At 44.6% G+C, this 25,700-nt stretch carries 22 protein-coding genes; 11 read left to right on the top strand and 11 right to left on the bottom strand.

Annotated elements, in window-relative coordinates; all coding sequences use genetic code 11:
* Window positions 1-90: 90 nt before the first annotated feature.
* Window positions 91-345 (top strand): ubiquinone biosynthesis accessory factor UbiK, encoded by a 255-nt coding sequence (ubiK, locus tag CXF83_RS21650; protein WP_101089400.1) that lies wholly within the window; start codon window positions 91-93, stop codon window positions 343-345.
* 85 nt (window positions 346-430) lie between these two features.
* Here the strand turns inward: ubiK and CXF83_RS21655 are convergent, their stop codons facing one another.
* Window positions 431-1,276, bottom strand: a complete 846-nt coding sequence (locus CXF83_RS21655) for a DUF417 family protein (protein ID WP_101089401.1) — start codon at window positions 1,274-1,276, stop codon at window positions 431-433.
* Between the two features lie 239 nt (window positions 1,277-1,515).
* Here CXF83_RS21655 and CXF83_RS21660 point away from each other — a divergent pair, with 239 nt between their 5' ends.
* The 6 genes from CXF83_RS21660 to CXF83_RS21685 all read left to right on the top strand — a co-directional run bounded on the left by CXF83_RS21660 (window position 1,516) and on the right by CXF83_RS21685 (window position 8,028).
* Window positions 1,516-2,298 (top strand): phosphatase PAP2 family protein, encoded by a 783-nt coding sequence (locus CXF83_RS21660; RefSeq protein WP_232775173.1) that lies wholly within the window; start codon window positions 1,516-1,518, stop codon window positions 2,296-2,298.
* 82 nt (window positions 2,299-2,380) lie between these two features.
* Window positions 2,381-2,866, top strand: a complete 486-nt coding sequence (locus tag CXF83_RS21665) for an Lrp/AsnC family transcriptional regulator (protein ID WP_101089403.1) — start codon at window positions 2,381-2,383, stop codon at window positions 2,864-2,866.
* A gap of 287 nt (window positions 2,867-3,153) precedes the next feature.
* On the top strand, window positions 3,154-4,512 hold the full coding sequence (locus CXF83_RS21670; RefSeq protein ID WP_101089404.1) for a sodium-dependent transporter: 1,359 nt from the start codon (window positions 3,154-3,156) through the stop codon (window positions 4,510-4,512).
* A gap of 634 nt (window positions 4,513-5,146) precedes the next feature.
* Complete coding sequence (locus CXF83_RS21675; RefSeq protein ID WP_101089405.1) at window positions 5,147-5,575, top strand: hypothetical protein; 429 nt, start codon at window positions 5,147-5,149, stop codon at window positions 5,573-5,575.
* A gap of 128 nt (window positions 5,576-5,703) precedes the next feature.
* A complete protein-coding gene (locus tag CXF83_RS21680; RefSeq protein ID WP_101089406.1) occupies window positions 5,704-6,120 on the top strand; it encodes a VOC family protein in 417 nt (138 codons plus the stop codon).
* Window positions 6,121-6,438: 318 nt separating this feature from the next.
* On the top strand, window positions 6,439-8,028 hold the full coding sequence (locus CXF83_RS21685; RefSeq protein WP_232775174.1) for a methyl-accepting chemotaxis protein: 1,590 nt from the start codon (window positions 6,439-6,441) through the stop codon (window positions 8,026-8,028).
* Window positions 8,029-8,241: 213 nt separating this feature from the next.
* Here the strand turns inward: CXF83_RS21685 and CXF83_RS21690 are convergent, their stop codons facing one another.
* From CXF83_RS21690 to ilvC, 7 genes are all read right to left on the bottom strand, one after another.
* Window positions 8,242-9,378, bottom strand: a complete 1,137-nt coding sequence (locus tag CXF83_RS21690; protein ID WP_101089407.1) for a pyridoxal-phosphate-dependent aminotransferase family protein — start codon at window positions 9,376-9,378, stop codon at window positions 8,242-8,244.
* A gap of 297 nt (window positions 9,379-9,675) precedes the next feature.
* On the bottom strand, window positions 9,676-11,226 hold the full coding sequence (ilvA, locus tag CXF83_RS21695; RefSeq protein ID WP_101089408.1) for a threonine ammonia-lyase, biosynthetic: 1,551 nt from the start codon (window positions 11,224-11,226) through the stop codon (window positions 9,676-9,678).
* A gap of 28 nt (window positions 11,227-11,254) precedes the next feature.
* Window positions 11,255-13,102, bottom strand: a complete 1,848-nt coding sequence (gene ilvD / locus CXF83_RS21700) for a dihydroxy-acid dehydratase (protein ID WP_101089409.1) — start codon at window positions 13,100-13,102, stop codon at window positions 11,255-11,257.
* Between the two features lie 428 nt (window positions 13,103-13,530).
* The gene (locus CXF83_RS21705) at window positions 13,531-14,460 is read right to left on the bottom strand and encodes a branched-chain amino acid transaminase (RefSeq protein WP_101089410.1); all 930 of its coding nucleotides are present in this window, start codon (window positions 14,458-14,460) and stop codon (window positions 13,531-13,533) included.
* 4 nt (window positions 14,461-14,464) lie between these two features.
* The gene (gene ilvM / locus CXF83_RS21710; RefSeq protein WP_101089411.1) at window positions 14,465-14,731 is read right to left on the bottom strand and encodes an acetolactate synthase 2 small subunit; all 267 of its coding nucleotides are present in this window, start codon (window positions 14,729-14,731) and stop codon (window positions 14,465-14,467) included.
* The gene (gene ilvG / locus CXF83_RS21715; RefSeq protein ID WP_198553566.1) at window positions 14,728-16,401 is read right to left on the bottom strand and encodes an acetolactate synthase 2 catalytic subunit; all 1,674 of its coding nucleotides are present in this window, start codon (window positions 16,399-16,401) and stop codon (window positions 14,728-14,730) included. Before ilvG ends, ilvM begins: the two co-directional genes overlap by 4 nt.
* Window positions 16,402-16,959: 558 nt before the next feature.
* Window positions 16,960-18,441, bottom strand: a complete 1,482-nt coding sequence (gene ilvC / locus CXF83_RS21725; RefSeq protein ID WP_101089413.1) for a ketol-acid reductoisomerase — start codon at window positions 18,439-18,441, stop codon at window positions 16,960-16,962.
* A gap of 202 nt (window positions 18,442-18,643) precedes the next feature.
* Here ilvC and ilvY point away from each other — a divergent pair, with 202 nt between their 5' ends.
* The gene (gene ilvY, locus CXF83_RS21730) at window positions 18,644-19,516 is read left to right on the top strand and encodes an HTH-type transcriptional activator IlvY (RefSeq protein WP_101089429.1); all 873 of its coding nucleotides are present in this window, start codon (window positions 18,644-18,646) and stop codon (window positions 19,514-19,516) included.
* 88 nt (window positions 19,517-19,604) lie between these two features.
* Window positions 19,605-20,426 (top strand): GGDEF domain-containing protein, encoded by an 822-nt coding sequence (locus tag CXF83_RS21735; protein WP_101089414.1) that lies wholly within the window; start codon window positions 19,605-19,607, stop codon window positions 20,424-20,426.
* 302 nt (window positions 20,427-20,728) lie between these two features.
* Here CXF83_RS21735 and CXF83_RS21740 read toward each other — a convergent pair whose 3' ends face one another.
* Entirely contained in the window at window positions 20,729-21,655 is a 927-nt protein-coding gene (locus tag CXF83_RS21740; protein WP_101089415.1) for a LysR family transcriptional regulator, read from the bottom strand.
* A gap of 434 nt (window positions 21,656-22,089) precedes the next feature.
* Between CXF83_RS21740 and CXF83_RS21745 the strand changes: the two genes are divergently transcribed.
* Both CXF83_RS21745 and CXF83_RS21750 read left to right on the top strand, forming a co-directional pair.
* A complete protein-coding gene (locus CXF83_RS21745) occupies window positions 22,090-22,521 on the top strand; it encodes a GNAT family N-acetyltransferase (RefSeq protein ID WP_101089416.1) in 432 nt (143 codons plus the stop codon).
* On the top strand, window positions 22,518-22,793 hold the full coding sequence (locus tag CXF83_RS21750) for a hypothetical protein (RefSeq protein ID WP_101089417.1): 276 nt from the start codon (window positions 22,518-22,520) through the stop codon (window positions 22,791-22,793). Before CXF83_RS21745 ends, CXF83_RS21750 begins: the two co-directional genes overlap by 4 nt.
* 468 nt (window positions 22,794-23,261) lie before the next feature.
* On the opposite strand, the gene CXF83_RS21760 is transcribed toward CXF83_RS21750, so the two are convergent.
* Window positions 23,262-24,071 (bottom strand): DUF4824 family protein, encoded by an 810-nt coding sequence (locus CXF83_RS21760; RefSeq protein ID WP_101089419.1) that lies wholly within the window; start codon window positions 24,069-24,071, stop codon window positions 23,262-23,264.
* Window positions 24,071-25,147 carry a DUF2157 domain-containing protein gene (locus tag CXF83_RS21765; RefSeq protein ID WP_101089420.1) on the bottom strand — a complete coding sequence of 359 codons (1,077 nt, stop codon included), beginning with the start codon at window positions 25,145-25,147 and terminating at the stop codon, window positions 24,071-24,073. The genes CXF83_RS21760 and CXF83_RS21765 overlap by 1 nt, the downstream gene beginning before the upstream one ends.
* Between the last annotated feature and the right edge of the window lie 553 nt (window positions 25,148-25,700).

Genomic DNA, 25,700 nt, shown 5'->3' on the forward strand with positions numbered 1-25,700 from the left:
CACTCAGCAAATGGTGAATCTTTTGGCAATCGCCATCTCCTAAGGTACAATCACTGCCATACTGAACAGGCACCCTAGCGGATATTAAAGATGATCAATCCAAAGAAAATCGAAGAAGTTGCCAAGCAACTTAGCGAAAGTCTACCCAGTGGACTAAAGCAGTTTGCCGGCGAATTTGAAGAACGCAGTAAGCAAGTTTTGCAAAACCAGCTACAGAAGTTAGATGTTGTTTCGCGTGAAGAGTTTGAAGTACAGCAGCATGTATTAATCAAAACCCGTGAAAAACTAGAAGCACTGCAAGCTCAAGTGGATGCACTAGAAGCTAAGCTGAACGCTGAAGACTAATCTCAATATTATTTGACCCAAAAAAGCACCCTTTAAGCGGGTGCTTTTTTATATTATGGCTATCCTGTTCTCAAATAAGCATATTTTAGTTTGGCTTGCGCTGTGCAAATAGAATTAGACACCCCGCCAGTAACACTAAGTCTTTAACAATAAACTGGCCACTCCCAGTCAAAACGGGAAAACCTAAGCTGATTTCCACAGCTGGCAGCGTAATAATAAAAGTCTGTGTCGCAGCAAACGTTAACGCCGCCATCCCAAGCCCAAAAACATAAGCCTTATCAGACCAACGCCCTAACAGCATCCCCGTCACCGCGAGTAACTCGACCACACCAATGAAGTAAGATCCATGCAGCACGCTAAAGAGTGAGTAGATCCAGCTAAACAGCGGACTCGTGCTCATTAGCCCTTCAATACCATCCGCTTCAATTTGGGTAAACTTCATCGCTCCGATCCAAACCATCACCAATAGAATGCCAGCAAGCACCAGTTTCACCGCCACTTTGTTAACTATTGTATGGTTGGCATAATATGAGGCCAGATATAACGAAACGGCTGAAATCCCCAAATACTTAATCAGTCCCTGCCCTGCGCCAATCGCTGGAAATCCCCCTAACGCGTCAATCCAAACGGGATGAGTCACTAGCATGAATAACGGCACTGTCGCTAATGCAGCATAAACATAGAGCATGATCTGGCTCCAACGCTGAGTTGGCATCATAAGCGCAACAACGACAACTAATTGCAATATACCTAAAACAGCGGCTAACCAAGGCATGGTGGGGAGATTGATTTCAAGCAGTTGCTTAGTGAAGTACAGACTATCGGCCGCGGTAAAGCGAGTTATGGCAGTGAGCAACAAAAAGCTGCCTAACAAGTAACGGGATATTGTTACGCTGCTTGCAACTGACAATGATTTGAATGAAGTTAGCATGTAGGGCTCTCAATCTTTTTCAGTAGTTAATTCCAGCAATAGACCCGCGCTGGTGCAAAAGCCTTTCAAACATTTTGATATCAGTTAAACAAGTTTAATTTACACTTCATGTAATTGAACTAGCATAGCCTGCCGTTAATCATTAATCTGCCATGCCATATAACTCCAGCCCACTCCAGTTTCACAGAGTGCTTCTGGGTAACAGACAACAGCTACCATCTTGCTCACTGAGGCCCATATTGAACCCTTTACATCGTGACGCTAAAACCAGTTCCAAACTCCTACTCATAGGCTGGGCGATGTTGATCCTTATCCCTGCGAGCCTTTATATTTTTTCAGTCACCATGTTCCCGCGCATTGAGCTCGATACTCACTTTGCACAATTACTGTATTGGATCACCAGCACTGGCACTGCACCCTATGGCATCGCCACGGGTATTGTCATTCTTATCGCTTGTTATCGCAGTCTTGCTAAGCCTCAGTTTTTACAGCTAGTACTCGCCGTTTCCATCAGCATGGCTGCCACCCTAAGCCTTAATCATTTTTTAAAACCCTTTTTTGCCGAAGCAAGACCTTATGCTGCGCTACTCGCTCAAGAATCACTGCTCAATACCGATGACTTTTATCAACACAACAAAAAAAACAAACGAGCGATGATTAGCACTGCCGTTGAACAACTGGAAGTCGCTCGCACCGATATTAACTTAAGCTCTGCCATTAAAGGACATTGGCAGCACGAGGTTGGTTATTCTTTCCCCTCGGGTCACACATTATTTGCCGTCACCTTGGCGCTAGTGGTTAGTTTCTACCTGTTATTAGCAGGGCAAACTCTATTGCCAACAGCACTCGTTAGTTGGGCGATTGCAATGGGCTTTAGCCGCATGTGGCTCGGCATGCATTGGCCACAAGATGTTCTCGCCTCAACCGTCATTGGCGGTATTATCGCTTTAAGCAGCATTGCAGTGATACAAACACTGTTGATAAGAGTGAATAGGGTGCAGAAACTATCAGCAAACGAATAGGGGGTAAGCTCCAACACCTTGAACTTAAATAGAATAAGGGTATGCTGCCTAAGACGTTATCTGACTTTTAAGAGAAACCCCAATGGCTGACATTCAATTAGACAAAATTGATCTGCATATCCTCAAACTGGTGCAGCAACATGGAAAGTTGTCTAACCAAGAACTTGCTGAGAAAGTCGGTCTATCTCCTTCGCCTTGTTCTCGCAGAGTCAAAGCGTTAGAAGAAGCGGGTTATATTGCAGGCTATGCCACCTTGCTTAGCCCTGCACATTTTGACTTAGCGCTGACCGCTTATATTCATGTGCGACTCGAAAAGCATTCAAGTGAGACTTTAGAGGGATTTGAAGCCAAAGTTGCCTCTTATGACGAAGTACAAGAGTGCTGTTTACTGACGGGTAGTGATGCCGATTACCAATTAAAAGTATTGGTTAAAGACATGTCCGCTTTTAAAGTTTTTCTGCTCGATAAACTCACCACCAATGAAAAGATTGCCGGTGTACACTCAAGCTTTGTACTTAAACAGGTCAAAAACCAAACACAGATCCCGCTCCCTCAGTCTGCTGACTAAATTAGCGCAAACCAGCCTCCAGTCTTGCCTATTGCGACTATAATCTGTGGATTCGGTCGCACTTTTCTAATAAACCAATAAATGATTAAATTGCGCCACAAGGGCGGTAAACGCTCATCAACGCAAAATAAAATCGTCAATTTGTGAGTTTTAAGGCTTTAATCTTGGTTTTATGCAAAATTAAGATTAACTCTACTTGTATTACCGACATTAACGCCTATTGATTGCGTTGACCTACGTATTTAAAACTCTATCATGCGCGCTCTTTCATTGGTTCGAGATCATTTATGAGCACTGTAAAACAGGGGCATTTCAGCTCTAGAATTGGCTTTATCATGGCCGCTGCAGGCAGCGCTGTTGGCGTGGGTAATATTTGGGGTTTTCCTACGCAGGCAGCAACTCATGGTGGTGGCGCATTTTTACTGGTATATCTCATTTTGATCTTGCTGCTTGGTTACCCGATGTTACTTGCGGAGCTGATGATTGGTCGCCACGGTCAAACCAACCCGGCAGACGCCATGGCAAAAATCGCCAACAATCCTATGGCTAAAAAGATAGGTAAAACTATCGGTTTTATCTCCATTATTACCGCCACCCTCATCTGTACTTTTTACAGCATATTGTCAGGTTGGTTTGTGAGTTTCGCCCTCGCGCCAGTGGCACAAATGGCCAATCAGCCACAGGTATCGGCTTGGTTAATGGACTTTTCGCTTTCCCGCAATCTGGTGTTTACGCTGGTCTTTATCGCCATGGTCATTTTGGTTATTCGCCAAGGCGTGCAGCAAGGGATCGAGCGCTGGTCAAAACGATTAATGCCAATGTTATTGATTATTTTAGTCGCCGGGGTGGCTTACATATTAACGCAACCGGGTGCAATGCAAGGGCTTGAAGTATTACTCGTACCTGATTTTAGCCGAATATTTGAAGCCGACGTACTGGTTGGAGCCCTTGGACAAACCTTCTTCTCGCTAACCATAGGTACCGGTGCAATGATGGTTTACGGAGCCTATTTAAACCAAAATGAGGATCTCGGCAAGCTAACCGCTTATGTCACGTTAACCGACACCAGTGTTGCATTTTTAGCGGCATTAATGGTGATCCCAGCCATGTACGTTGCACAGCACAACGGCGTACAGATATTCGCAGAAGATGGCAGTTTGCTCAATTCAGACACCTTAGTGTTTACCGTATTACCCGCGCTATTTGATACATTAGGCGGTGTAAGTCAGTATCTACTCGCCATTATTTTCTTCATGTTGATGACCATTGCAGGCCTCACCTCTGCTATCTCTATTGTTGAGGTTCCCACCAGCTACATAGTAGAGAAAACATCACTAGGCCGCGATAAAGCAACGCTATTGGTTGGTGCCCTTATCGCTGTGTTATCTATGGTGGTGGTGTTTAACTTCAACACCCTATTTGGATTGATGATCACTTTAACCACCGAGCGAGCTCAGCCGTTAATCGCCTTAGGCATCGCCATCTTCTTGGGTTGGGTTTGGAGCCGTAACAAGTTGATTAACACCATTGCAGCGCAAGATGGAGTAAAAGCTGACAGCCTGTTTTGGAAGCTATGGCCAGTGTATGTCAAGTTCGTTTGCCCGCTGTTGATTATCGTCATTATCATGCAGTTGTTTACTAAATAGCATTTGTTAGTTGCTATCAAATCCCCGCTATATGCGGGGATTTTTGTTTTCACATTCATTGAATTATGTGGGTTTGGGTGAGTTTGGGGTTAGCTAATTGCGATTAAAGCACGGCCTACGGCCGATAAGGTCGTGGTGCTTCGCCCACACCTGAGCCAAGGGGTAAAGCGCTTGTACCCCTTAGCAAACCCTCAGCGCCCCGGCGAAATTGTCTGAAAAGCGAAAATTTCCAACGGGGAAGATAGTGTTATTCCTAGCTTAAGAGGTTAAGGGCTTATATCTGTATTTTTAAATTAACAACACAGACACTGGGACAGCGTGACTTTCCAATTAAAAAGTGTCTGCACATACGGTCGTTCATTCCCATCTGACCCATAGCAATATGGGAAATATCACTATGATGTCGGGAACGTCATCGACCATGTAATCACGACATTCGGACTTCCTGTCCAGCACCACCACAGACGATTGGATCCGCAAAAGTTAAAGTATCAAGCTTTGCTTAGCCAAAGTCGTGGTATTACAAAAATAAACAATTTAGGATAATAGCTTAGCAGTGCTAACTTTGGACAAGACAAGTGCGCAGCCAAGAACGTTATCGAGCTACTATTGAATAAGCTTTAGGGGGGATTAAGTGCTCGCATCAGAGTTGACTAAAAAATTATTAGCAGAAGGTTGCACACCAGAAAGCTTTACTGTTTTGTCTCGCCAGAGCGATGCTTATTGCTTGGATAGACTTGGAGGTGCGTGGGCTGTTTTTTATTCCGAAAGAGGAATAGATGCTAACCCCATCTATTGGTCAAGCTCGGAAATTGACGCTTGCAAATTCTTCTATGACTACATTCTAAATTTAGAGCATTGGCACTTGGTCGGCTTTTTTATACAAGAAACACAAGCTCAAGAACTAGAACATAAACTGAAAAAATTTGGGGTTCGTTCTATTCGAAATGATATACCCGCTTTCAATACCGCCAATGATCCAAGATACCGTGTGTTCGTTGTCGGTAAAGATATATTTAAAGCCAAAGATCACCTTGGGACTCTGGTAATAAAGTATACCTAACAATAATTTGAAGCTGAGCAGCTAATAGCTTACTTCATTTTTATTCGCGAGATACTTTGGCCAAATATATAATGGCCCGTTGAAATGGGCCCAATGTAACCGAAAAAGTTCTCACTATAGGTAAGAAAATGAAGCAGAATATTGTCCATATTGCACTTGTAGTCAAAGACTACGACGAAGCGATAGATTTCTATGTCAACAAGCTAAAGTTTGAGCTTATTGAAGATACTTATCAATCGGAGCAAGATAAACGTTGGGTTGTTGTGGCGCCACCAAATTCACATGGCGTGACTTTGCTGCTTGCTAAGGCTTCTAAACCTGAACAGCACAATTTTATTGGCAATCAAGCCGGTGGGCGAGTATTCATCTTCTTGAATACTGATGATTTTTGGCGTGACTATGAGCACATGAAGTCAATTGGTATCAACTTTGTTCGCGAACCGAAAGAGCAGGACTACGGCACTGTAGCGGTCTTTGAGGATTTATATGGCAATCTTTGGGATTTACTGCAACTAAACCCCGATCACCCCATGGCGAAAAGATAGAAATAGCTTTAAATACCAGCCACTTTCGTCCAGATATAACAGGGCCTTGCTGCAAGTCAATCTAACCTCCATCAATGAAGATAAAGGAAGAAGCTACAATCTCGACCCACTTTTCAGCAGTGGGGGTGAGTTACAAATTAAAACCTGTGTAACCATAAGTAACCCAATAAGCCTGATTGGTTAATGCTTTACCCATCCCTTTACATGGTATTAATAATTGAGAACATCATCACAAGACTCAAAAAAACAATAAAGGTGAGTCTGATAAGTTACTAATAATTATTTTTTAATAAACAAGATGTTCTATGGTGCTGCAATGTGGAAACTCAGATAATTTTAGACAAAAATATTATGGAAAATCAGAATCAGCGACAATCAAAAGAAGTAACCTACCCAGATAGTTATAAAATTCTATCTACCACCGATCTTAATGGTTACATCACTCATGTGAACAAGGACTTCTTACAAACATGTGGTTATGAAAAGTCTGAGCTGGTCGGTAAACCTCATAATATTATTAGACATTCTGATATGCCCAAAGCAGCATTTAAAGATCTCTGGCAAACAGTTCAAGGTGGTCGTTCTTGGATGGGGCTGGTCAAAAATAAGTGCAAAGATGGCAGCTATTATTGGGTGAATGCTTTTGTCACGCCGATAAGACATCAGGGAAAAGTCACCGAATACCAATCTGTAAGAACTAAACTAGAGCCATCACTAAAGGCGAGAGCTCAAGCCTGTTACGACGCCATTAATAGTGGTAAAAAAATTAAACCTAAAAATCGTCTCTCTATTGTTCAATCTTTAGGTCTTAGTTGGGCTATCTCATTGTTGATGATCTACTTAGCCACAATATCATCTATACCCGTTAGTCTGGGGTTAGGCGCTGTTGGTCTATTCAGTTTCTTTCTACCATTAAGACGGTTAAACACACGGCTTAATCATCTGATGACCATGAGTAAAAAGGTTCATGACTGCGCGCTAAATCAGGTCATTTATACTGGATATCAAGATGAATTATCCCACATTGAATTAAGCTTAAGAATGCAAAGAGCGGAGAGCCTAGCCATTTTAGGCCGAGTTAAGAACAGCTCTGAAGAGTTACAAGAGAGTATGGTGGAACATGATAAACAGAATAATTCCAATCAAATTCATCTAGTTGAGCAATCATCAAATCTTGAGCAGGTTGTTGTCGCCATTGGGCAGATGAATGAAGCAGTAACCGACATAGCAAAGAGTACCACCAGCTCCGCCGATGAAATTTCAACTTTGGTTGAAAAGATCGAAACCACTCAATCAGCATTGAAGACAAGCCAAACAACCACCTCTGAGATCACTGGGTTGTTGTCGGAGTCACATCAGTCAATTTCAGAGCTCGAATTACAGTGTGTAAAAGTAAAGTCGGTATTGGAAGTGATTGATAGCCTAGCCCAGCAGACAAACCTGCTGGCACTCAATGCGGCAATTGAAGCAGCACGCGCGGGTGAAGCTGGACGGGGTTTTGCGGTAGTTGCCGATGAGGTTAGAAGCTTGGCTAATCACTCTCAAACATCCGCCCATGAGATCCAGTCAATCATCGATACACTAAGCAAGACAACGGCACAAGCTGTCAGTCAAATGGAACAGAGTCACGAGTTGACTGAAAAAAGTGTTGAATCAAATCAGATATTATCTGACAGCTTGCAATCTGTTAGCGATGGTCTGCATCTGATGGAAGCCAACGGCGAACAGATAGCAGTTTGTGCTGAAGAGCAATCAACTGTCATTAATCAAGTTTACGCTAATGCGATGGATCTTAAATCGAGCACGAATATGTTCATAAAAAATTGTGAACATGCAGCAAGCTGCAGCAAAGAGGTTACGGCGCAAAGTGGTAGGCTATTGGAGTTGGTAGTACAGTTTGATCACTAACAAAGAAGAAGTCGGTACTTATTACCACACCTTGATTCAGAGACAAGTATTGAAGCCTTCATCCATATTGAACGGGTGGTTTTTTCTCAACATTGAATAAAAACATCTACCTATAAAAAGGCCAGTCACTAATGTGGCTGGCCTTAATTAAACACTATTGATAAGCGCTACGATGATGACATCGTTAACTCGAAAACCTAAAAAGTTCGCGAGTTACGCCAGCACCTCTTCAAGTGCCTTGATACATAGCGCGACATTTTCACGACGGGCAGCATAGCCCATTAAACCAATGCGCCAAGCTTTGCCTGCCAAAGTGCCAAGCCCAGCCCCTATCTCTAGGTTATAGTTTTCCAATAGCTGCTTGCGTATTTTAGCGTCATCTATTCCTTCAGGAATATAGACCGCATTAAGCTGAGGTAATCGAACCGCTTCAGCAACCACAAACTTAAGGCCTAATCGCTGCAAACCATGGCGCAACACTTGATGCATATCAGCGTGTCTTTGCCACGCTTGCTCCAACCCTTCAAGCGACAACAGACGCAATGACTCATGTAATGCATACAGTGCATTAACAGGTGCCGTATGGTGATAGCTGCGTTTCCCGCCACTTTCACCGGTCCAATAGCCCATTACCAAGGTTTGATCGAGAAACCAACTCTGTACAGGCGTCGTACGGGCTTTCATTTTCTCAACTGCAGCAGGAGAAAATGACACTGGTGACAAACCAGGTACACAGGATAGACACTTTTGGCTACCTGAATAGATAGCATCAATGCCCCATTCATCGACCCGAAGCTCAACGCCACCGAGAGACGTCACCGCATCAACAATCGATAAACAATCATGTTGTTTTGCCAAAGCACATAAAGCTTTAGCGTCAGACAAGGCGCCAGTTGAGGTTTCTGCGTGTACAAAAGCAAGAAACTTAGCATCAGGATTGGCCGCAAGTGCGCTAGCAACGTCATCAACTGAGACCGCTTCGCCCCATTCATTATCAACCATTACCGCAACGCCACCGCAGCGCTCGACGTTTTGGCGCATACGCTCACCAAATACACCATTACGACAAACAATCACTTTTTCACCGCGCTCAAGCAGATTAACAAAACAGGTTTCCATGCCTGCGCTGCCAGGTGCTGACACCGCTAGCGTCATCTCATTGGTAGTTTGAAATGCATATTGGATCAGCGCCTTTAACTCATCCATCATGCCAATGAATAAGGGATCAAGATGACCAATAGTGGGTTTAGCTTGTGCAGCCAAGACTTCTGGATAAACGTCTGAAGGCCCGGGTCCCATCAGCACTCTGCGCGGTGGATTAAACGTTTCAGTATAGGGTGCTATTAACATTATATTTCCTTAGAAACAAAGTACGTTGGTGTGGTTAAGATTGAACTGCCTTGCCTAAACAAAAGCCCTGCGCTGACCGCAGTTATTATTATTATTTTCTTTAAGACCATATTACAAAACGAGACTTAACTCTATAAGTCTGCGAGAGTTTTATAAAAAAAGGACGCTTTCGCGTCCTTTTTTTAAGAAACCACTTCAAAATGCTAAATTCTGCATTTTGAGAAGGTTCAGTTATGGTCATTATCTTCAGTCGAAAATGATAATTTCAACCACAAAATTTTATATAAAAACCACAATCTATGCGCGGTTATCGAGAAATAACCGATACGCTGGACTCTGGGTTTCCTCTTGATAGATGAAACCAAGCTCAATTAAAAACTGCTGAAAAGCAAGATTATCACTCTCTGGCACTTCAAAGCCGGCTAACACTCTGCCATAGGCAGCACCATGGTTACGGTAATGAAATAAGCTGATGTTCCACTTACTTTGCAGTGTGGTCAAAAACTTAAACAGTGCACCTGGGTGCTCTGGGAATTCAAAGCTAAATAAACGCTCTTCGAGCGGCTCAGGAGGATGTCCGCCAACCATATAGCGCACATGCAACTTAGCCGTTTCATCCCGGGAGAGATCCTGTACCCCAAAACCTTCAGATTCGAGGTTAGCGATAATCTCATTAAGCTCGCTTTGCCCTTCGGATATGCGAATACCCGCAAAAACAACCGCCTTATTACGACTACTGAACCGATAGTTAAACTCAGTCATCACCCGCTTATCAAGTAGCTCACAAAAACGCAGGAAGATTCCTGGACGCTCAGGTACCGTTACCGCAAGAATGGCTTCTTTTTGCTCGCCAAGCTCACAGCGCTCCGATACATAACGTAGGCTATGAAAATTGACATTAGCGCCGCTTAATATGGCGCCGAGCTTCTCGCCTTTGCCATTACTACCCACATATTTTTTAAGTCCCGCTAACGACAATGCACCTGAAGGCTCAGCTATCGCACGCGTATCTTCAAAAATATCTTTTACCGCTGCGCAAATTTCATCAGAGGTCACGGTGATAACATCATCAACATACTCGCGCGCTACCCTAAAGGGCTCTGCACCAATTTGCTTCACCGCCACACCATCGGCAAACAAACCCACTTGCGGCAGTATCACTCGCTCACCCGCATCGAGTGCCGCTTTCAAGCAGGCAGAATCTTCAGGTTCAACGCCAATGATCTTCACTTGTGGCCGCACCGCTTTGTAATAAGCAGCAATACCCGCAATTAAGCCACCACCGCCCACAGGAACAAATACTACTTCAAGATCGCGCTGTTGCTGTACCATCTCCTGCGCCACTGTCCCTTGTCCGGCGATAACCGCTTCATCATCAAATGGGGCAACGTAGACGCGCCCTTCTGTTTTAGCCAGATTCTGTGCGTAAGCATTGGCTTGATCGAAAGCCTGCCCATGCAAAAAAACATTGCCACCGAGTCGCCTTACCGCATCAACTTTAATATCGGGGGTGGTTTCAGGCATAACAATAACCGCGCTAATACCACGCGCAGCAGCAGACATTGCCACCCCTTGCGCATGATTACCCGCCGACGCGCATACTACGCCACACTCACACTCTTCTTTTGTGAGCTCCGCAATCTTGTTATAAGCACCACGCAGCTTAAAAGAGTGCACTGGCTGCATATCTTCACGTTTAAGAAATACTTGGCAGCCAAGACGTGCAGAGAGCTTATTTAGGCTAGAAAGCGGCGTCACTTTAGCGACATCATAAACAGAAGATAGTAATATCTTTTGCAAATAATAATGCGCTAAGTCCAATTGTGGTTTTGATGCTACAGCCAACATAAACTACCTCTTAAGCCCATTAAATCGATTAAACCAGTTTACTGGTATCACGCACAGCACCTTTGTCGGCACTGGTCGCTAATAATGCGTACGCCTTTAGCGCCATCGACACTTGTCTTACGCGTCCTATTGGCTTCCACGCATTGGCGCCTAACGCCTCCATCGCTGTGCGACGCGCGGCTAGTTCAACATCACTAATGGCCAGTTTTATTGAACGAGCAGGGATATCAATCTCAATCCTGTCACCGGTATTCACTAAAGCAATCGTGCCACCCGCTGCCGCTTCTGGTGATACATGTCCAATCGATAATCCCGATGTGCCACCAGAGAAACGACCATCGGTGATCAACGCACACTTGTCCCCTAGGCCACGAGATTTAAGGTAACTTGTTGGGTAAAGCATCTCTTGCATACCAGGCCCACCTTTAGGGCCCTCATAACGAATAACTACGACATCACCCGCAACGACTTCGCCGCCTAAGATAGCAGCAACGGCATCATCTTGGCTTTCATAGACGCGTGCGCTACCGATAAATTTGTGATTTTCCACTTCAACACCGGCGGTTTTAACAATACAGCCATCTACCGCGATGTTACCGGATAGAACAGCGAGTCCACCCTCTTGGCTAAAGGCAAATTCACGAGTACGAATACAGCCCTCTTCGCGGTCAATATCAACACTGTCCCAACGGCAACTTTGGCTAAAGGCTTTAGTCGTTGGAATACCTGCAGGACCGGCGGAGAAAAATTTATGTACTGCAGCATCTTTGCTTTGAGCGATATCATATTTTGCCAGTACTTCAGCAAGGTTTTTACCGGCAACATGATAAGCGTCATTGTGCAGTAGACCAGCACGATCGAGTTCACCCAAAATACCCATTACGCCACCGGCGCGATGCACATCTTCCATATGGTATTTCGGTGTAGACGGCGCAACCTTACACAGGTGCGGTACTAGGCGAGATAGTCGGTCGATATCAGCCATGGTGAAATCAACTTCCGCTTCACTTGCCGCGGCAACCAAATGCAATACCGTGTTGCTCGAACCGCCCATGGCGATATCGAGTGTCATGGCATTTTCAAACGCATTAAAGTTAGCAATATTACGTGGCAATGCTGACTCATCGTCATCTCGATAATAACGCGTCGCAAGATCCATAATACGGCGACCCGCTTCTAAGAACAGTTCACGACGATCAGAGTGAGTCGCCAACATTGAACCATTACCCGGCAATGACAAACCTAGCGCTTCGGTTAAGCAGTTCATTGAGTTAGCGGTAAACATGCCAGAACATGAGCCACATGTTGGACAAGCACTTCGCTCAATTTGCTCGCTGTCGGCATCCGACACACGTTCATCGGCGCCCGCCACCATAGCATCAACTAAATCAAGCTTAATAATTTTGTCTGACAGCTTAGTCTTACCCGCTTCCATCGGGCCACCAGAGACGAAAATGACTGGAATATTCAGTCTAAGCGCCGCCATCAACATGCCAGGAGTAATTTTGTCGCAGTTAGAGATACACACTAGCGCGTCGGCGCAGTGTGCATTCACCATATACTCAACGCTGTCGGCAATCAGCTCACGTGATGGCAAGCTGTAAAGCATGCCGCCATGGCCCATTGCGATACCGTCATCAACAGCAATGGTGTTGAACTCTTTAGCAATACCGCCCGCCTCTTCGATTGCGCCAGCCACTAAAGAACCCATATTTTTAAGATGAACGTGACCCGGCACAAACTGAGTAAACGAGTTAGAGATAGCGATAATTGGTTTACCAAAATCGCCATCTTTTACACCCGTGGCGCGCCAAAGTGCACGTGCTCCGGCCATGTTACGACCTTCGGTACTGGTTGCTGAACGTAATTTTGGCATTGCTATAATCCTTATTTAAAGAAGGCTTTAGGTTCTAAAAGACCCACCCTGACCTTCTATTTTAATTCTTTAACCAAAGGCATTTGCCTCAGATTTATATAATTCGTCTTAGCTTTCCCGGCTTTCATCAGCAAAGCGTCCACCCGGCTTCTAACCGGCTCTAAGTCTGCTTCTAACCCGCTCTTACCGTCTTTAAGTCTGCTTCCAACCCGCTCTTAACCGGCTCTTAATCTACTTCTAATCGGCTCTAAGTTTGCTTCTAACCCGTTATAAACCGGCTCTTAATCTGCTTCCAACCCACTCTTAATCGGCTTCTAACCCGCTCTTACCGTCTTCTAACCGGCTCTTAGTCAGCTCTCAACCGGTTTTTAATCGTCTCTTAATCTGCTCTCAACCGGCTTTTAATCGTCTCTTAATCTGCTTCTAACCTATTTTTTCAACGGTTCTAACCAACCCCATTTATCTTCAGTTTGACCATTAAACAGACCAAAGAAACTCGCTTGAACTATTTTAGTGATGTCACCGCGCTTACCGTTGCCCACTTCGATGCGATCAACGCTGCGTACTGGAACAATCTCTGCTGCGGTGCCCGTCATAAAAATTTCGTCAGCCAAATAGAGAAATTCGCGAGACATGTTCTCTTCAACGACTTCATAGCCATTATCTCGGGCCAGAGTGATAATGGAATCGCGGGTTAACCCCATCAGAATAGCGGCAGTGGCGGGTGGTGTGTAGATTTTATTCTTCTTCACCACAAAAATATTTGCCCCCGCAGCTTCACTGACCAGACCGTTGGTGTCTAGCGCAATACCTTCATCAAAACCGTTACGCTTAGCTTCGGTAGAAATCAGTAGTGATGACAAATAATTGCCACCCGCTTTGGCGCCAGTAGGGATGGTATTTGGCGCTAAACGATTCCAAGAGGTGATTGCAACATCAACACCGGCATCCATACTGTCTTCACCTAGATAGGCGCCCCAAGGAAAAGCTGCCACTAATACATCGCACTGCGCATCTTTGGGGGGCGTAATGCCCATGCCGACATCACCGTAAAAAGCTAACGGGCGAATATAGGCGCTGGATAAACCGTTATCTAACACCGCATCACGACACGCTTGCATCAACTCATCAAAGCAATAAGGAATAGGCATGCGATAGATTTTTGCTGAATCAAACAAACGCTGTATATGCTCGGTCAATCTAAAGCCCGCTGGCCCTGCGGGGGTATCGTAAATACGAATACCTTCAAACACCGACGTACCGTAATGCAAAGCATGCGACATGACATGCACCTTGGCATCACCCCAAGGCATCATTTCACCATTAAACCAAATTAACTCAGCTGTTTTAGCGGCCATATTCTTATCCTTTTGCAGATTCGGTAGTCTTGTTTGTTTGACTTGCCAATACTTGGCAGTCCAGTACATCAATTAACTTTTTTATTTGATTGGTTAACAAAGCAATCGCTCTGTCGCTTTGCACTGACATATCAATACTGGTGGTGTTATTTTCGTTGAGCTGCATCTGTAAACTAGTGACTTTAAAACCGCGATGACGGACGACGCGCAACACCCGCTCTAATACTTCCGGTTGCTGCTGCACATTAATTGCTACTGAGTAGTGGCTCATGTTTGCTTCTCCATCTCATCCATCATGTCTTGGTTTGACGCCCCTGGCGGGACTAATGGCCATACATTGTGCGCATCATCTATCGACACGTGCAGTAGGAATGGCCCTTCACTATTGAGCATTTCATCTAAGCCTGCTTCAACTTCGCTGGCCAAGGTAATGTTACGCCCAGGAATATCAAAGGCTGATGCCATTTTGACAAAGTCTGGGTTATCAGAAAGGTCAGTTTCGCTATAACGCTCTTCAAAGAATAGCTGCTGCCATTGCTTAACCATGCCTAACTTTTGATTATCGACTAGCAAAATTTTAACCGGTAAACGTCGGCGCTTGATGGTGGTAAGCTCTTGCACGTTCATCATAAATGAACCATCACCCGACACTGCCACCACCATAGCACTTGGTCGCGCGACTTTGGCGCCAATCGCGGCAGGCAAGCCAAAGCCCATAGTGCCAAGCCCGGAACTTGAAAGGTGATCTTCTGGGCGACGAAAATACATGTGCTGCGCCACCCACATTTGGTGCTGACCCACATCGCAAGAAACCACACTATCTTCAGGTAGTTTTTGCGCTAAACGATGCAACATTGCCGGGGCATAAATCAATTCACCTGGACGGTCATAACGCCATGGGTGTTGCTCTTTTAAATTTTTAACTGCGTCTTGCCACGCTTCAATCTGCATACTTTGACTCAATGTAGGTAGGATTTGACGCAAATCGCCTGCAATGGCCACTTCTGGCATTCTTAATTTTCCCAGCTCAGCGGCATCAATATCGAGGTGAAGCACTTTGGCATTTTCAGCAAACGAGGCTAAACGCCCAGTCACACGGTCATCAAAGCGCGCACCCACTACGATCAGTAAATCGCATTGTTGCACCGCTAGATTGGCCGCTTTGGAGCCATGCATGCCTAGCATGCCGAGGTAGCTCGGGGTGTCGTAACTGACGGCGCCGAGCCCTTTTAAGGTCGCCACCGATGGAATGCCCGTCGCGGCAATAAACTGTCTTAGCGGCTCAACTGCACTCGCCATGCCCACGCCGCCGCCCACATACAGCATGGGCCGTGAAGAGTGAGCCAGCAGTGCATTAGCAGCATCGATTTGGGTTTGAGTATGTTCTGGTTCTGGCATTACGGCTTGCAACGGCGTTTTGTAATCCACTAGCGCAATTTGAATATCTTTAGGTATATCGACTAAAACGGGGCCAGGGCGACCAGACGCTGCAATTTCAAATGCTTTATATAGCGTGGGCACTAACTCTTCAACATTGGTCACCATAAAGCTGTGCTTGGTACACGACAGTGACATGCCTAGTACATCAATCTCTTGGAACGCATCGGTACCGATAACGGCGGTGGAAACCTGACCGGTAATCGCGACCACAGGAACAGAATCGAGCAACGCATCTGCAAGTGAGGTAATAAGATTAGTGGCTCCGGGGCCTGAAGTGGCAAAGCAAACGCCAGTCTTGCCACTTGAACGAGCATAACCTACAGCAGCAAATGCGGCGCCCTGCTCATGGCGACTCAATAGATGTTCAACAGAACTGCCATACAAGGCATCATAGATCGGCATAATCGCACCGCCTGGATAACCAAACACCGTCTTTACCCCGTGTGCCGCGATGGTTTTTATTACTGCGTCGGCGCCCCGTATCATCTGCCCTTGTTCCATCTGTTCTTGCTCCACTACTCAATGTATCGATAACTTGGTTACGGCTTAATGGCGACACTCAATAATTTCAGCAGGCCTTTAAACGAAAAAACCCCCGTTCCTTTCGGCGCGGGGGTTGTTTGCAATCTTAAACCTAATTAGGTGTGTCGATTTAGCATGCGCGCCCCCCGCTGTGATTTAATAATCACGACGGTAATAATCACAATAATAATTTGGGCGGCTTGGCTAAACATACGTGACTCGTATTCCTAATTTGGGTCTTTGCTTAAATTCGGTATCGGTCTTCGTCGATCAGACCACTATTAAGATTTACCACAAAGCGAATAAAAAACACAATGAAAACTTTTGCATTATTAATAACATTCAAGCATTAGCCTTAGGTTTCCGGCTAGCAACTCGGTGTAAGAATAACTGACTGCCGCCTCTATTTATTGTCGCTAAGGTGTTAATTGTTAATGCTTTATTAAAAATACCTTACTAATCATCGGCTGCTTTACTCGGTGTTATTTCAGCATTGCCTGCCACTCGATTGAGTTACAGGCTCCGCTTCAGATAATATTAAGCTTCTTCAACAATGCGTTGCATTTCGGTCATGTAACCGCGAAGTTCTGCGCCGACGAACTCAACGGCAGTGTTACGGATCTCATCATTAACTTCGATAAGACGAAGATTATCAACACCGTTACTGGTCTCTTTTAAGCCAGCACCTAGGTATTCTGATGACATGCTTTCAACATAACCGCGTAACATAGGCACCGCTGCGTGGTTGAATAGGTAACAACCGTATTCAGCCGTATCAGAGATCACTATGTTCATTTCGTAAAGACGCTTGCGAGCAATGGTGTTAGCGATAAGTGGCGTTTCATGCAGTGACTCATAGTAAGCAGACTCTTCAACAATACCCGCGGCAACCATAGTATCGAACGCAAGCTCTACGCCCGCTTTGATCATCGCAACCAAGAAGATACCTTTATCGAAATATGCCTGCTCGTCAATTTGCTCATCACACTGTGGTGCATTTTCAAAAGCCGTTTCATTGGTTTCGCTGCGCCATTTAAGCAAATTAGCATCGTCGTTAGCCCAGTCTTCCATCATGGTTTTAGAAAACTCGCCACCGATGATATCGTCCATGTGCTTTTCGAATAATGGCTTAAGGATCTCTTTCAACTCCTCTGCCATTTCAAACGCTTTAATCTTAGCTGGGTTAGAGAGTCTATCCATCATATTGGTAATACCACCGTGCTTAAGTGCCTCGGTAGTGGTTTCCCAACCTTGCTGAATTAACTTAGCTGCGTAGCCTGGCTCTACGCCATCGGCAACCATCTTCTCGTAACCCAAAATTGCGCCAGTTTGTAACATGCCGCAAAGAATTGTTTGCTCACCCATAAGGTCAGACTTAACTTCAGCGATGAAAGAGGAGTGCAATACGCCCGCTCTGTCGCCGCCCGTTGCGCTTGCATACGCCTTAGCGATATCAAAACCTTCAGCCTTTGGATCGTTTTCTGGATGAACCGCAATCAGTGTTGGCACGCCAAAGCCACGCTTGTACTCTTCACGTACTTCAGTACCAGGGCACTTAGGGGCAACCATAATGACGGTGATATCTGGGCGAACCTGCATGCCCTCTTCAACAATGTTAAAGCCGTGCGAGTAAGACAATGTCGCACCTTGCTTCATTAACGGCATAATAGTGGTAACGGCATTAGTGTGCTGCTTGTCTGGCGTTAGGTTTAACACCAAGTCAGCATCAGGAATTAACTCTTCAATCGTGCCAACACGGAAACCGTTGCCGGTAGCTTTTTGATATGAATCACGCTTCTCGCTAATCGCTTGTGCACGCAGGGCAAAAGAGATGTTGAGCCCAGAGTCACGCATGTTCAAACCTTGGTTTAAACCTTGTGCACCACAACCTAGGATGACAATGTTCCACCCCTTGATATGGTTGCAGCCTTCGCTGAACTCGCTACGATCCATAAAGCGGCATTGAGCCAGCTGTTCTAATTGTTGACGCAAATTCAGAGAGTTAAAATAGTTAGCCATCTGATATACCACCTTGATTCTGGATGTTTAAACGGGCCTGCTCAGTTGCGAGCTAAGCTGTGATTGAACTCACTATAGCGCAAGCTTTTCATTGCCGAAAATGATATATTCGGAACATGATGTTGCGCTTTGTGCAACATGGAAAGATAGCGGTCTCTTAACCCTTGCGGCTAGCAAACGCGATACACAGAGGATGAACCATTTGGATATTCGCACCATCAAGCTCTACTTACATCTGTCTGATAGTTTGCATTTTGCGCGCACTGCGCAAGCGATGCATGTCAGCCCATCAACGCTAAGTCGTGCAATGCAAAGATTAGAAGCAGAGGTAGGTGCGCAGCTGTTTCAGCGTGATAATCGCAGCGTGACGTTAACGAGTGCCGGCGTGGAGTATCGTCATTTTGCCGAGTTAACCTTGGATCACTGGGGCAAACTCAAAACCAAGATCGACCCTAAACAGGATTTATTAAGAGGTCGACTTAATCTTTATTGCTCAGTGACCGCCGCCTATAGTCATCTGCCCGGCTTACTTGACCGCTTTAGGCGAGAGCATCCATTAGTCGAAATAGCATTAACCACAGGTGATGCGGCTAATGCCGTCAACGAAATTCGCAATAATCGCGCTGATATCGCCATTGCAGCGCTACCTGATCCTTTTCCAGAAAACCTGCATTTTGCCAAAATAGATGACGTGCCACTGTCTATCATCGCACCCACTTTTCGCTGCCAAGTGCAAGAGCTGTTGACCGAATCCTACATCCCATGGGATCGTCTACCGTTTATCGTGCCTGAACATGGACCGGGTCGTAAACGTATCGACAACTGGTTTAAAGCACTTGGCTTAACGCCCAATATTTATGCTCAAGTGTCAGGACAAGAGGCAATAACCTCTATGGTCGCGCTCGGCTGTGGCGTCAGTATCACTCCCGAAGTGGTGATTAATAACAGTCCAGTAAGAGACCGAATTCAATTACTGTCATCGCCAATAGCCATTCCGCCATTCGAACTAGGGTGTTGTTGTAAACTTAAACGCTTAGCAGAGCCAGTAATTCAAGCTTTTTTAGATGCCATCTAACGATTCTGCTCAAGTAAGCACAAGTAATCTATACAAAAGAACAATCATCTCTACTACAATATAATGACCATTCCCTATAAAAATAACTATGAATACCATTGCGCTTACCTTGGTCTCTGTTGGTCTTCTAGGGCTATTACTCGCCCTATACCCAGCATTACAGATCTGTAATCAACCAAACTATCAACGTAATGGATGGCGCATTCTATTTGGAATGATCCTATTATTTATTATTGGATATTTAGGTTTTATCTGGATGTTATTTGATAGAGAAGCGAATAACCTAGAAATGATTGTCGCGGTAATATTTTTTGCAGGAGGCGGCTTTGTACTAACAATTATAAAAATGAGTAACAGTACTATAGGCGAATTACTGCTTACCCTAAAAGAGAAACACCATCAAGCACACCATGATGCGCTAACAGGCTTACCGAACCGTATCCAGTTTTATGAAACACTTGAACGGCTCACGATTGATACCAATATACCAACCTGCTGCATGATGATGGATGTCAATAATTTTAAAGTCATCAATGACACATACGGCCATGCATTTGGCGATTATGTACTGCAAGAAATAGCAAAACGTATTTTTGATGCTGTCCCCTCTGGAAATTTAGTCGCTCGCATTGGAGGCGATGAATTTACGGTCATACTCCCCAATAGCAACGCTGATGATGCCGTTAAAGTTGCCCAAGCGATTCAACAAAGCTTCCTAAGTGAGATCGTTTGTGACCCATTTCAACTTGTCGTAGGGATTAGTATTGGCATCGCCCAATACCCAATCCACGGAGAAAACAGAAAAGTCATTCTTAAATTTGCTGATATCGCCATGTATGAAGCCAAAAAGCGTGCAGATCACATTCAAGTTTTTCAAGATAATGCCGAACGACACAAAGTTAATGATTGATCACAAACAATCAAAAAGACTAGGGGCTTTTGATCTTTCACGGTTGTTTTTGCCGCAGTTTATTGGCTATTTTGACAAGGCGGAGGCTATGTCGTTTAGTTATTCTCTACAAATAGCCTACAACACCGTAAAAATAGCCAAGAAGCGCGGCCCTTAGGGTTCGTTTCAATAATTTTATTAATGCGTTACGAGCTTTTCGCTTAGCCAGCTAAGCATCATCGCTCAAGCCTTGTACTAAAACCATTGAATTCGAACAAAAACTAAGCTCGAAAGTTCAACAGCCCCTAGAAATAAGCCCCCTCTTAATCTTTCTCTTTTACGCCATTAATAATCAAATTACGCAGCCAACGGTGGCTGGGATCAAGATTAAAGTGCTTATGCCACACTAAAACATAGGCGCCGGGTTCAAGTTCAGTCGGCACGTCAAGCATCGTTAAGTCAAAGTCTGCTGCCATTTTAGTCGCATATTTTTTAGGCGCACATAAAATCAAATCACTGCTCTCACACAGGCCCATTGCACTATTAAAGTCAGTCATGTTAACCGCTATATCTCGATGCAAATACTTTAAACGCAATACATCATCCAACAGCCAGTGCTCAAGCCCGCCAAACGTAACCTGTAAATGACGATACTTTAGAAAAGTCTCTATATTCCAAGGCTCATTTAATAGCGGATGCTCATTTCTCACCAAACATACAGGATAGTCCCGGATCAATTCTGCATAGCCTAACTCTTCGGGTAAGTGATTCATATGTAACAAAGAACGGTTATCCCACTCGCGGCAAATAATGCCCATGTCAATTTCGCAGCGTAATAGCTTATCTAAGCTATCCAGTGACCATGTTTGACAATTGAGACTCACTTGTGGCGCTTGTTCAAGTAACTGAGGCATAAAGTAGGGAAATGTGAGCGAATAGGCAGTTTCAACCAAGTTGATTCGAAAACGGCGTCGGCTCTCGGCGGGTTCAAAGGTATTTGGACGAGTAAATTGATCTAGCCTTTGCAACACTTCGCGCAGCTCTGGGGCTAACTCTAATGCTCGTGGTGTTGCTTTTAGGCCATAAGCAGTGCGATCAAACAATTGATCATCGAAAGTTTCGCGTAACTTGCTCAACTGTTTACTGACCGCAGATTGACTCAGGTGCAGCCTCGACGCAGCAGCGGTAACACTTTGCTCTTCGAGCAACACCTCTAACACTCGCAATAAATTGAAATCTAGCTGTTTCACCCGTTACCTTCTCACATACCAAAACTGACTTGGCCTATGATAGTTTTTTTCAGGCATCAGCGGTGCTGTTTTCGAACATCAAAACAAATATAAGCACGATTATGAATACGCCATCCGCTCTCTAGTCGCGAGTCACGTTAGTTATCCACGGCGCCAGCGTCCTTTAATGTTGTCGATTTATTTAATGCATCTATGGCTCCAATGGCCTGCGTATATACAGATAGGGAAGAGTCTCACTGCTATTAGTCATTTTACAACAGTGACTTAAGAGTGATAAGTTAATCGGCGCAATCTAGCCAGATGGATCACGCCGCTAAGTGTTACGATCTCCAGAGCGGGTATATAGCGCTCACCATGGCACTTTTAACAGCACTCTCAACTACATGTTCCAGCATGTGATTGGAATGACTAACAAACGGACTTATAGGTCAAAAATGAAAATTGAAGTCATAAATAAAGAAGATAAGGCGGTTTTTGATACGCTTATCGAGGGGCTTAAACAGCACAAATACGAGCATATGGGGCCAGAAGAAACGGTCCCTCTTTCAGTCATCGCCCGAGATGAAGATGACAACATCATCGGCGGCGTTTCCGGACGAAGCATTTATCGAAACTTTCTCATCGAAGTGGTTTGGGTAAGTAAACAAGCAAGAGGCACAGGGCTTGGGCGTCAGTTAATGGATCAAGCAGAGATAGAAGCTAAAAAACGCGGATGTTTAACGGCGCAATTAGACACCTTATCTTTTCAAGCCCCTGTATTTTATAAAAAACTTGGTTTTGATATTGTCGGAACCGTCCCCGGATTTTCCGGCAGCCCAGAACGTTATTTTATGCTGAAGCAGTATTCAATGGAAGATAGCCAATGAAACCTTTTAAAAAACTAGAAACTAAAAACCTCGGATTAGTGTTAACCATTTCACGCCTGTTTCTCATCTTAGGAGCATTCGGAACGGCACTGATATTGGCAGTACTGATATTTACCATGTCTTTTATGAATACTATTGCTATGGGAGCGGTATATATGCAGTTTCTTCCTTACTGTTTCGTTTTAATCGTGACTGCTTGTTTACTCGCAGTATTGATTGCAATCGAAGAGTCTTATAGAAAGCGTAGCCTTACGCCTGAGCTAGAAAGCTAAAGATAGATCAACCTTGGCTGCCAATAGCTATGACCGGAATTGGCCATAGCTACATTAATACAGGGTTAGAACAGTGAAATAGTTTGGCGTTGGAGTCATCGCTGAAAGGCCAAGATTTATTAATTCTACTCTGCCCAAAAATTTTATTTAAAAAAACGATCCCATCTTCAATTCCTACCGTATAGACAATCAAGTATGCATTAGCGTGGCAGTACAGCCCAAGTACATAAGCCTTTGAGGCTAACCAAGCTAATGATTGCTTAACCTTTTCCATCCTCCAAGTACCTTTACCCTCGGACCTCTGTTCGGGGGATTTTTTTGTCTGAAATAAAGCTAATTTTCGTCATTATTTCGCAACTCAATATATTTGTGGTGCCAATGTTTTGATCGCATGTGCAGACACTGCCGTATCTACACTCGATTTGAAAAGCGGGATCTTCTAGCACCAGAGTGTCTATTTAGTAAAGTCTACTCTGACCCCAATTGTTTGTTCGTCACGTTAGTTATCCATGGTTCCAAACGACTGCCCCATTTAATATCCACCGTATAACGCGGCGCAGTAATATCTTGGTAACCCAATCTGCTTAAGCCCGACAGATCCTCGGAATACTCCAGTGGCACCATAATGTTACTGACCAATAACTCTCTTAGTAATAAGCGGTAACTGTTGTTATTAACGTTGTAATAAGGCTTAGCTAGCCCCTTAACAAACAGCATATTATCTTGGCCAGAAAACTCAGCGGCTAAAGACTCATAGTCCAAGGCTGCTTTAACAAAAAATAGCCGACTATTGGTTAGCTTCTCCTTTTTCAAGCTAACAAGAGAGTCATCCTTTAAGCGAAGATTGTTCTCATTAGGCTGCTGGGTATAGGTTTCGAGTGCAGCCTGATAACGTAACTCTGCTTTGGTAATTTCAGCAGTGTGTAACGCTCCATCAAACTCTAATGCCCAATACAATTGACGAGACTGCGCGCCGTAGTACTCGTTGTCAGGCACCTCAAAACCAAGAGCTAACAACTGTGCTTGAGTCACCTCGGCCTCGTGTGAGTTATAGCCGTTGTAAGCGTTTTCAACCCTTGTTGCAGTGCGCCAATTCATACCAAATAAAATGCCTGAATTCTCTTTATTCATGCCGCTGTTATAAGGTAAACCTAGCTCTCTTTCAGTCAGTGTTAACTCTGATGTCACCGCGCCGATACGGTTATATGCCACACCACTTAGCGCTATGGCATTACTGCCAATAAGTATCACTAAACCAATCAATAAGAACTTTTTCATTACGTGGCTCCTTTGCTTAAGTCACTTAAACGAACTCGCTTAAACACCATCAGTGCCAGCAGGGCTGACAAGCCCAGAATGAAAAAGAATATATATTTCGGCATCCAATCCCACCACCAGTCAAAGAACTTGGTGTAGAGGAATAAAATAAAGAACACATTACCGGTATTGGTCACCTCGCCCCATTGGCGCTTAACCCCAAACCAAATAGCAGCCACCGAGAGCGCAAACCCTGTCAGTTGATAGCAGCCTTCTACCATCTCCGGTGACCAGCTTAAATAGCTTATTTCGCCCCAATTAGACAAGATTAGGATCGGTAGAAACAGCATGATCATTGCCATCACGTTATAAATCGAAGCGAAGCCACTGAAACGTCGATGATCGCTAAAATGGGGTAAGAGGAAGATAAGTAAACTAGGCAGTAGAAAGTTCTCTGGCCTTTCACCAAAGTTTATCCAATACATACCGGACCAACTGCCCACTTTCATCGCAATAAAACCACTGAGGCTGACGATGCCAAAGAACAGCAACAAGCGCGCATTACACGCATAAGCCAGCAAAAAGCTAAAAGCAGCCCACACAGCAAAGGCATTAGGTGACGGCGTAATATTAAATATCTGCCCCAACATAGAAAGGTTAAGCACAAAGCACGCAAGGCTTACCAAGGCGGCAATTTTTGAGTAATAAGCACTTTTCTCTGCTTGAGCCAGTTTCAATGACACTATGAACAGTAGGATGGGAGCTATCACTAAAATGCTGACTTGAACCGCAGTATTTAGGTAGCCCCAGAACTGATAGAACAGAAAGAAGATGCTGGTGGCCATTGCCAGCGCACCGAGCATGGAGGCAATTCTCATTCCTAAAGATAGCTGTTTAGATTGGCGACTAGTGTCAACATCATAGGTATCTGATAGGCGTTGCAATAATTGCTGGTGGTAGCCACTGAGCCTATTTTTCTGTTCAGCTGAAATTTCAATAACGTTATCATTTTCCAACTCATGCATCTCTTGTTGGAATGCATGAATTTGATCAACACGTTGCTGCGCATCACATTGAGAAAGTGAATTTTCTTCCATGGATTGATTCTCCTTAATCACACCTTATAGTGCCGTAATTGATAATAAAGGCAACTCATCATGACCGGTACCTTCCGCCAGTAAATGGATGTGGCACAACAAACTCTGCTTCACTCTGCCTGATTAAACACCCGTTATCGACCTACACTCGCCAAGCGCACCATGATGCTCGAATATCTGTGGTGCCAATGTCGTGATCGCATGTGCAGACATGCCGTGACACGCTGTCTAGTTGAGTTGCACCCTAGGCGGGATTATCAAATAAGTATTGAAGCAAACACTGACATTTGTGGTTCCAATGGCCTGTGGCCAGCGCATGTGCAGACATGCCGGAGGCTCGCTGCAAGTCCATCTGACCTCCATGGATGGAGGAAATGCCAAATTCTGTCTGGAACATAATTGGCCTTGGAAGCTCTACGATGGCATCCATGCCATCAAAGGCCTCAGCCATATCTACACTGGGTTATAAAAGCGCAATTGTTTAGCTTTGGAGGTATCACCGAAAAGCAAAGATTGAGTTGTTTTACTCTGAACTAAATTTTGTAGTTACACA

This window comes from Shewanella sp. Choline-02u-19 (genome assembly GCF_002836205.1).
Taxonomy (GTDB): Bacteria; Pseudomonadota; Gammaproteobacteria; order Enterobacterales; family Shewanellaceae; genus Shewanella.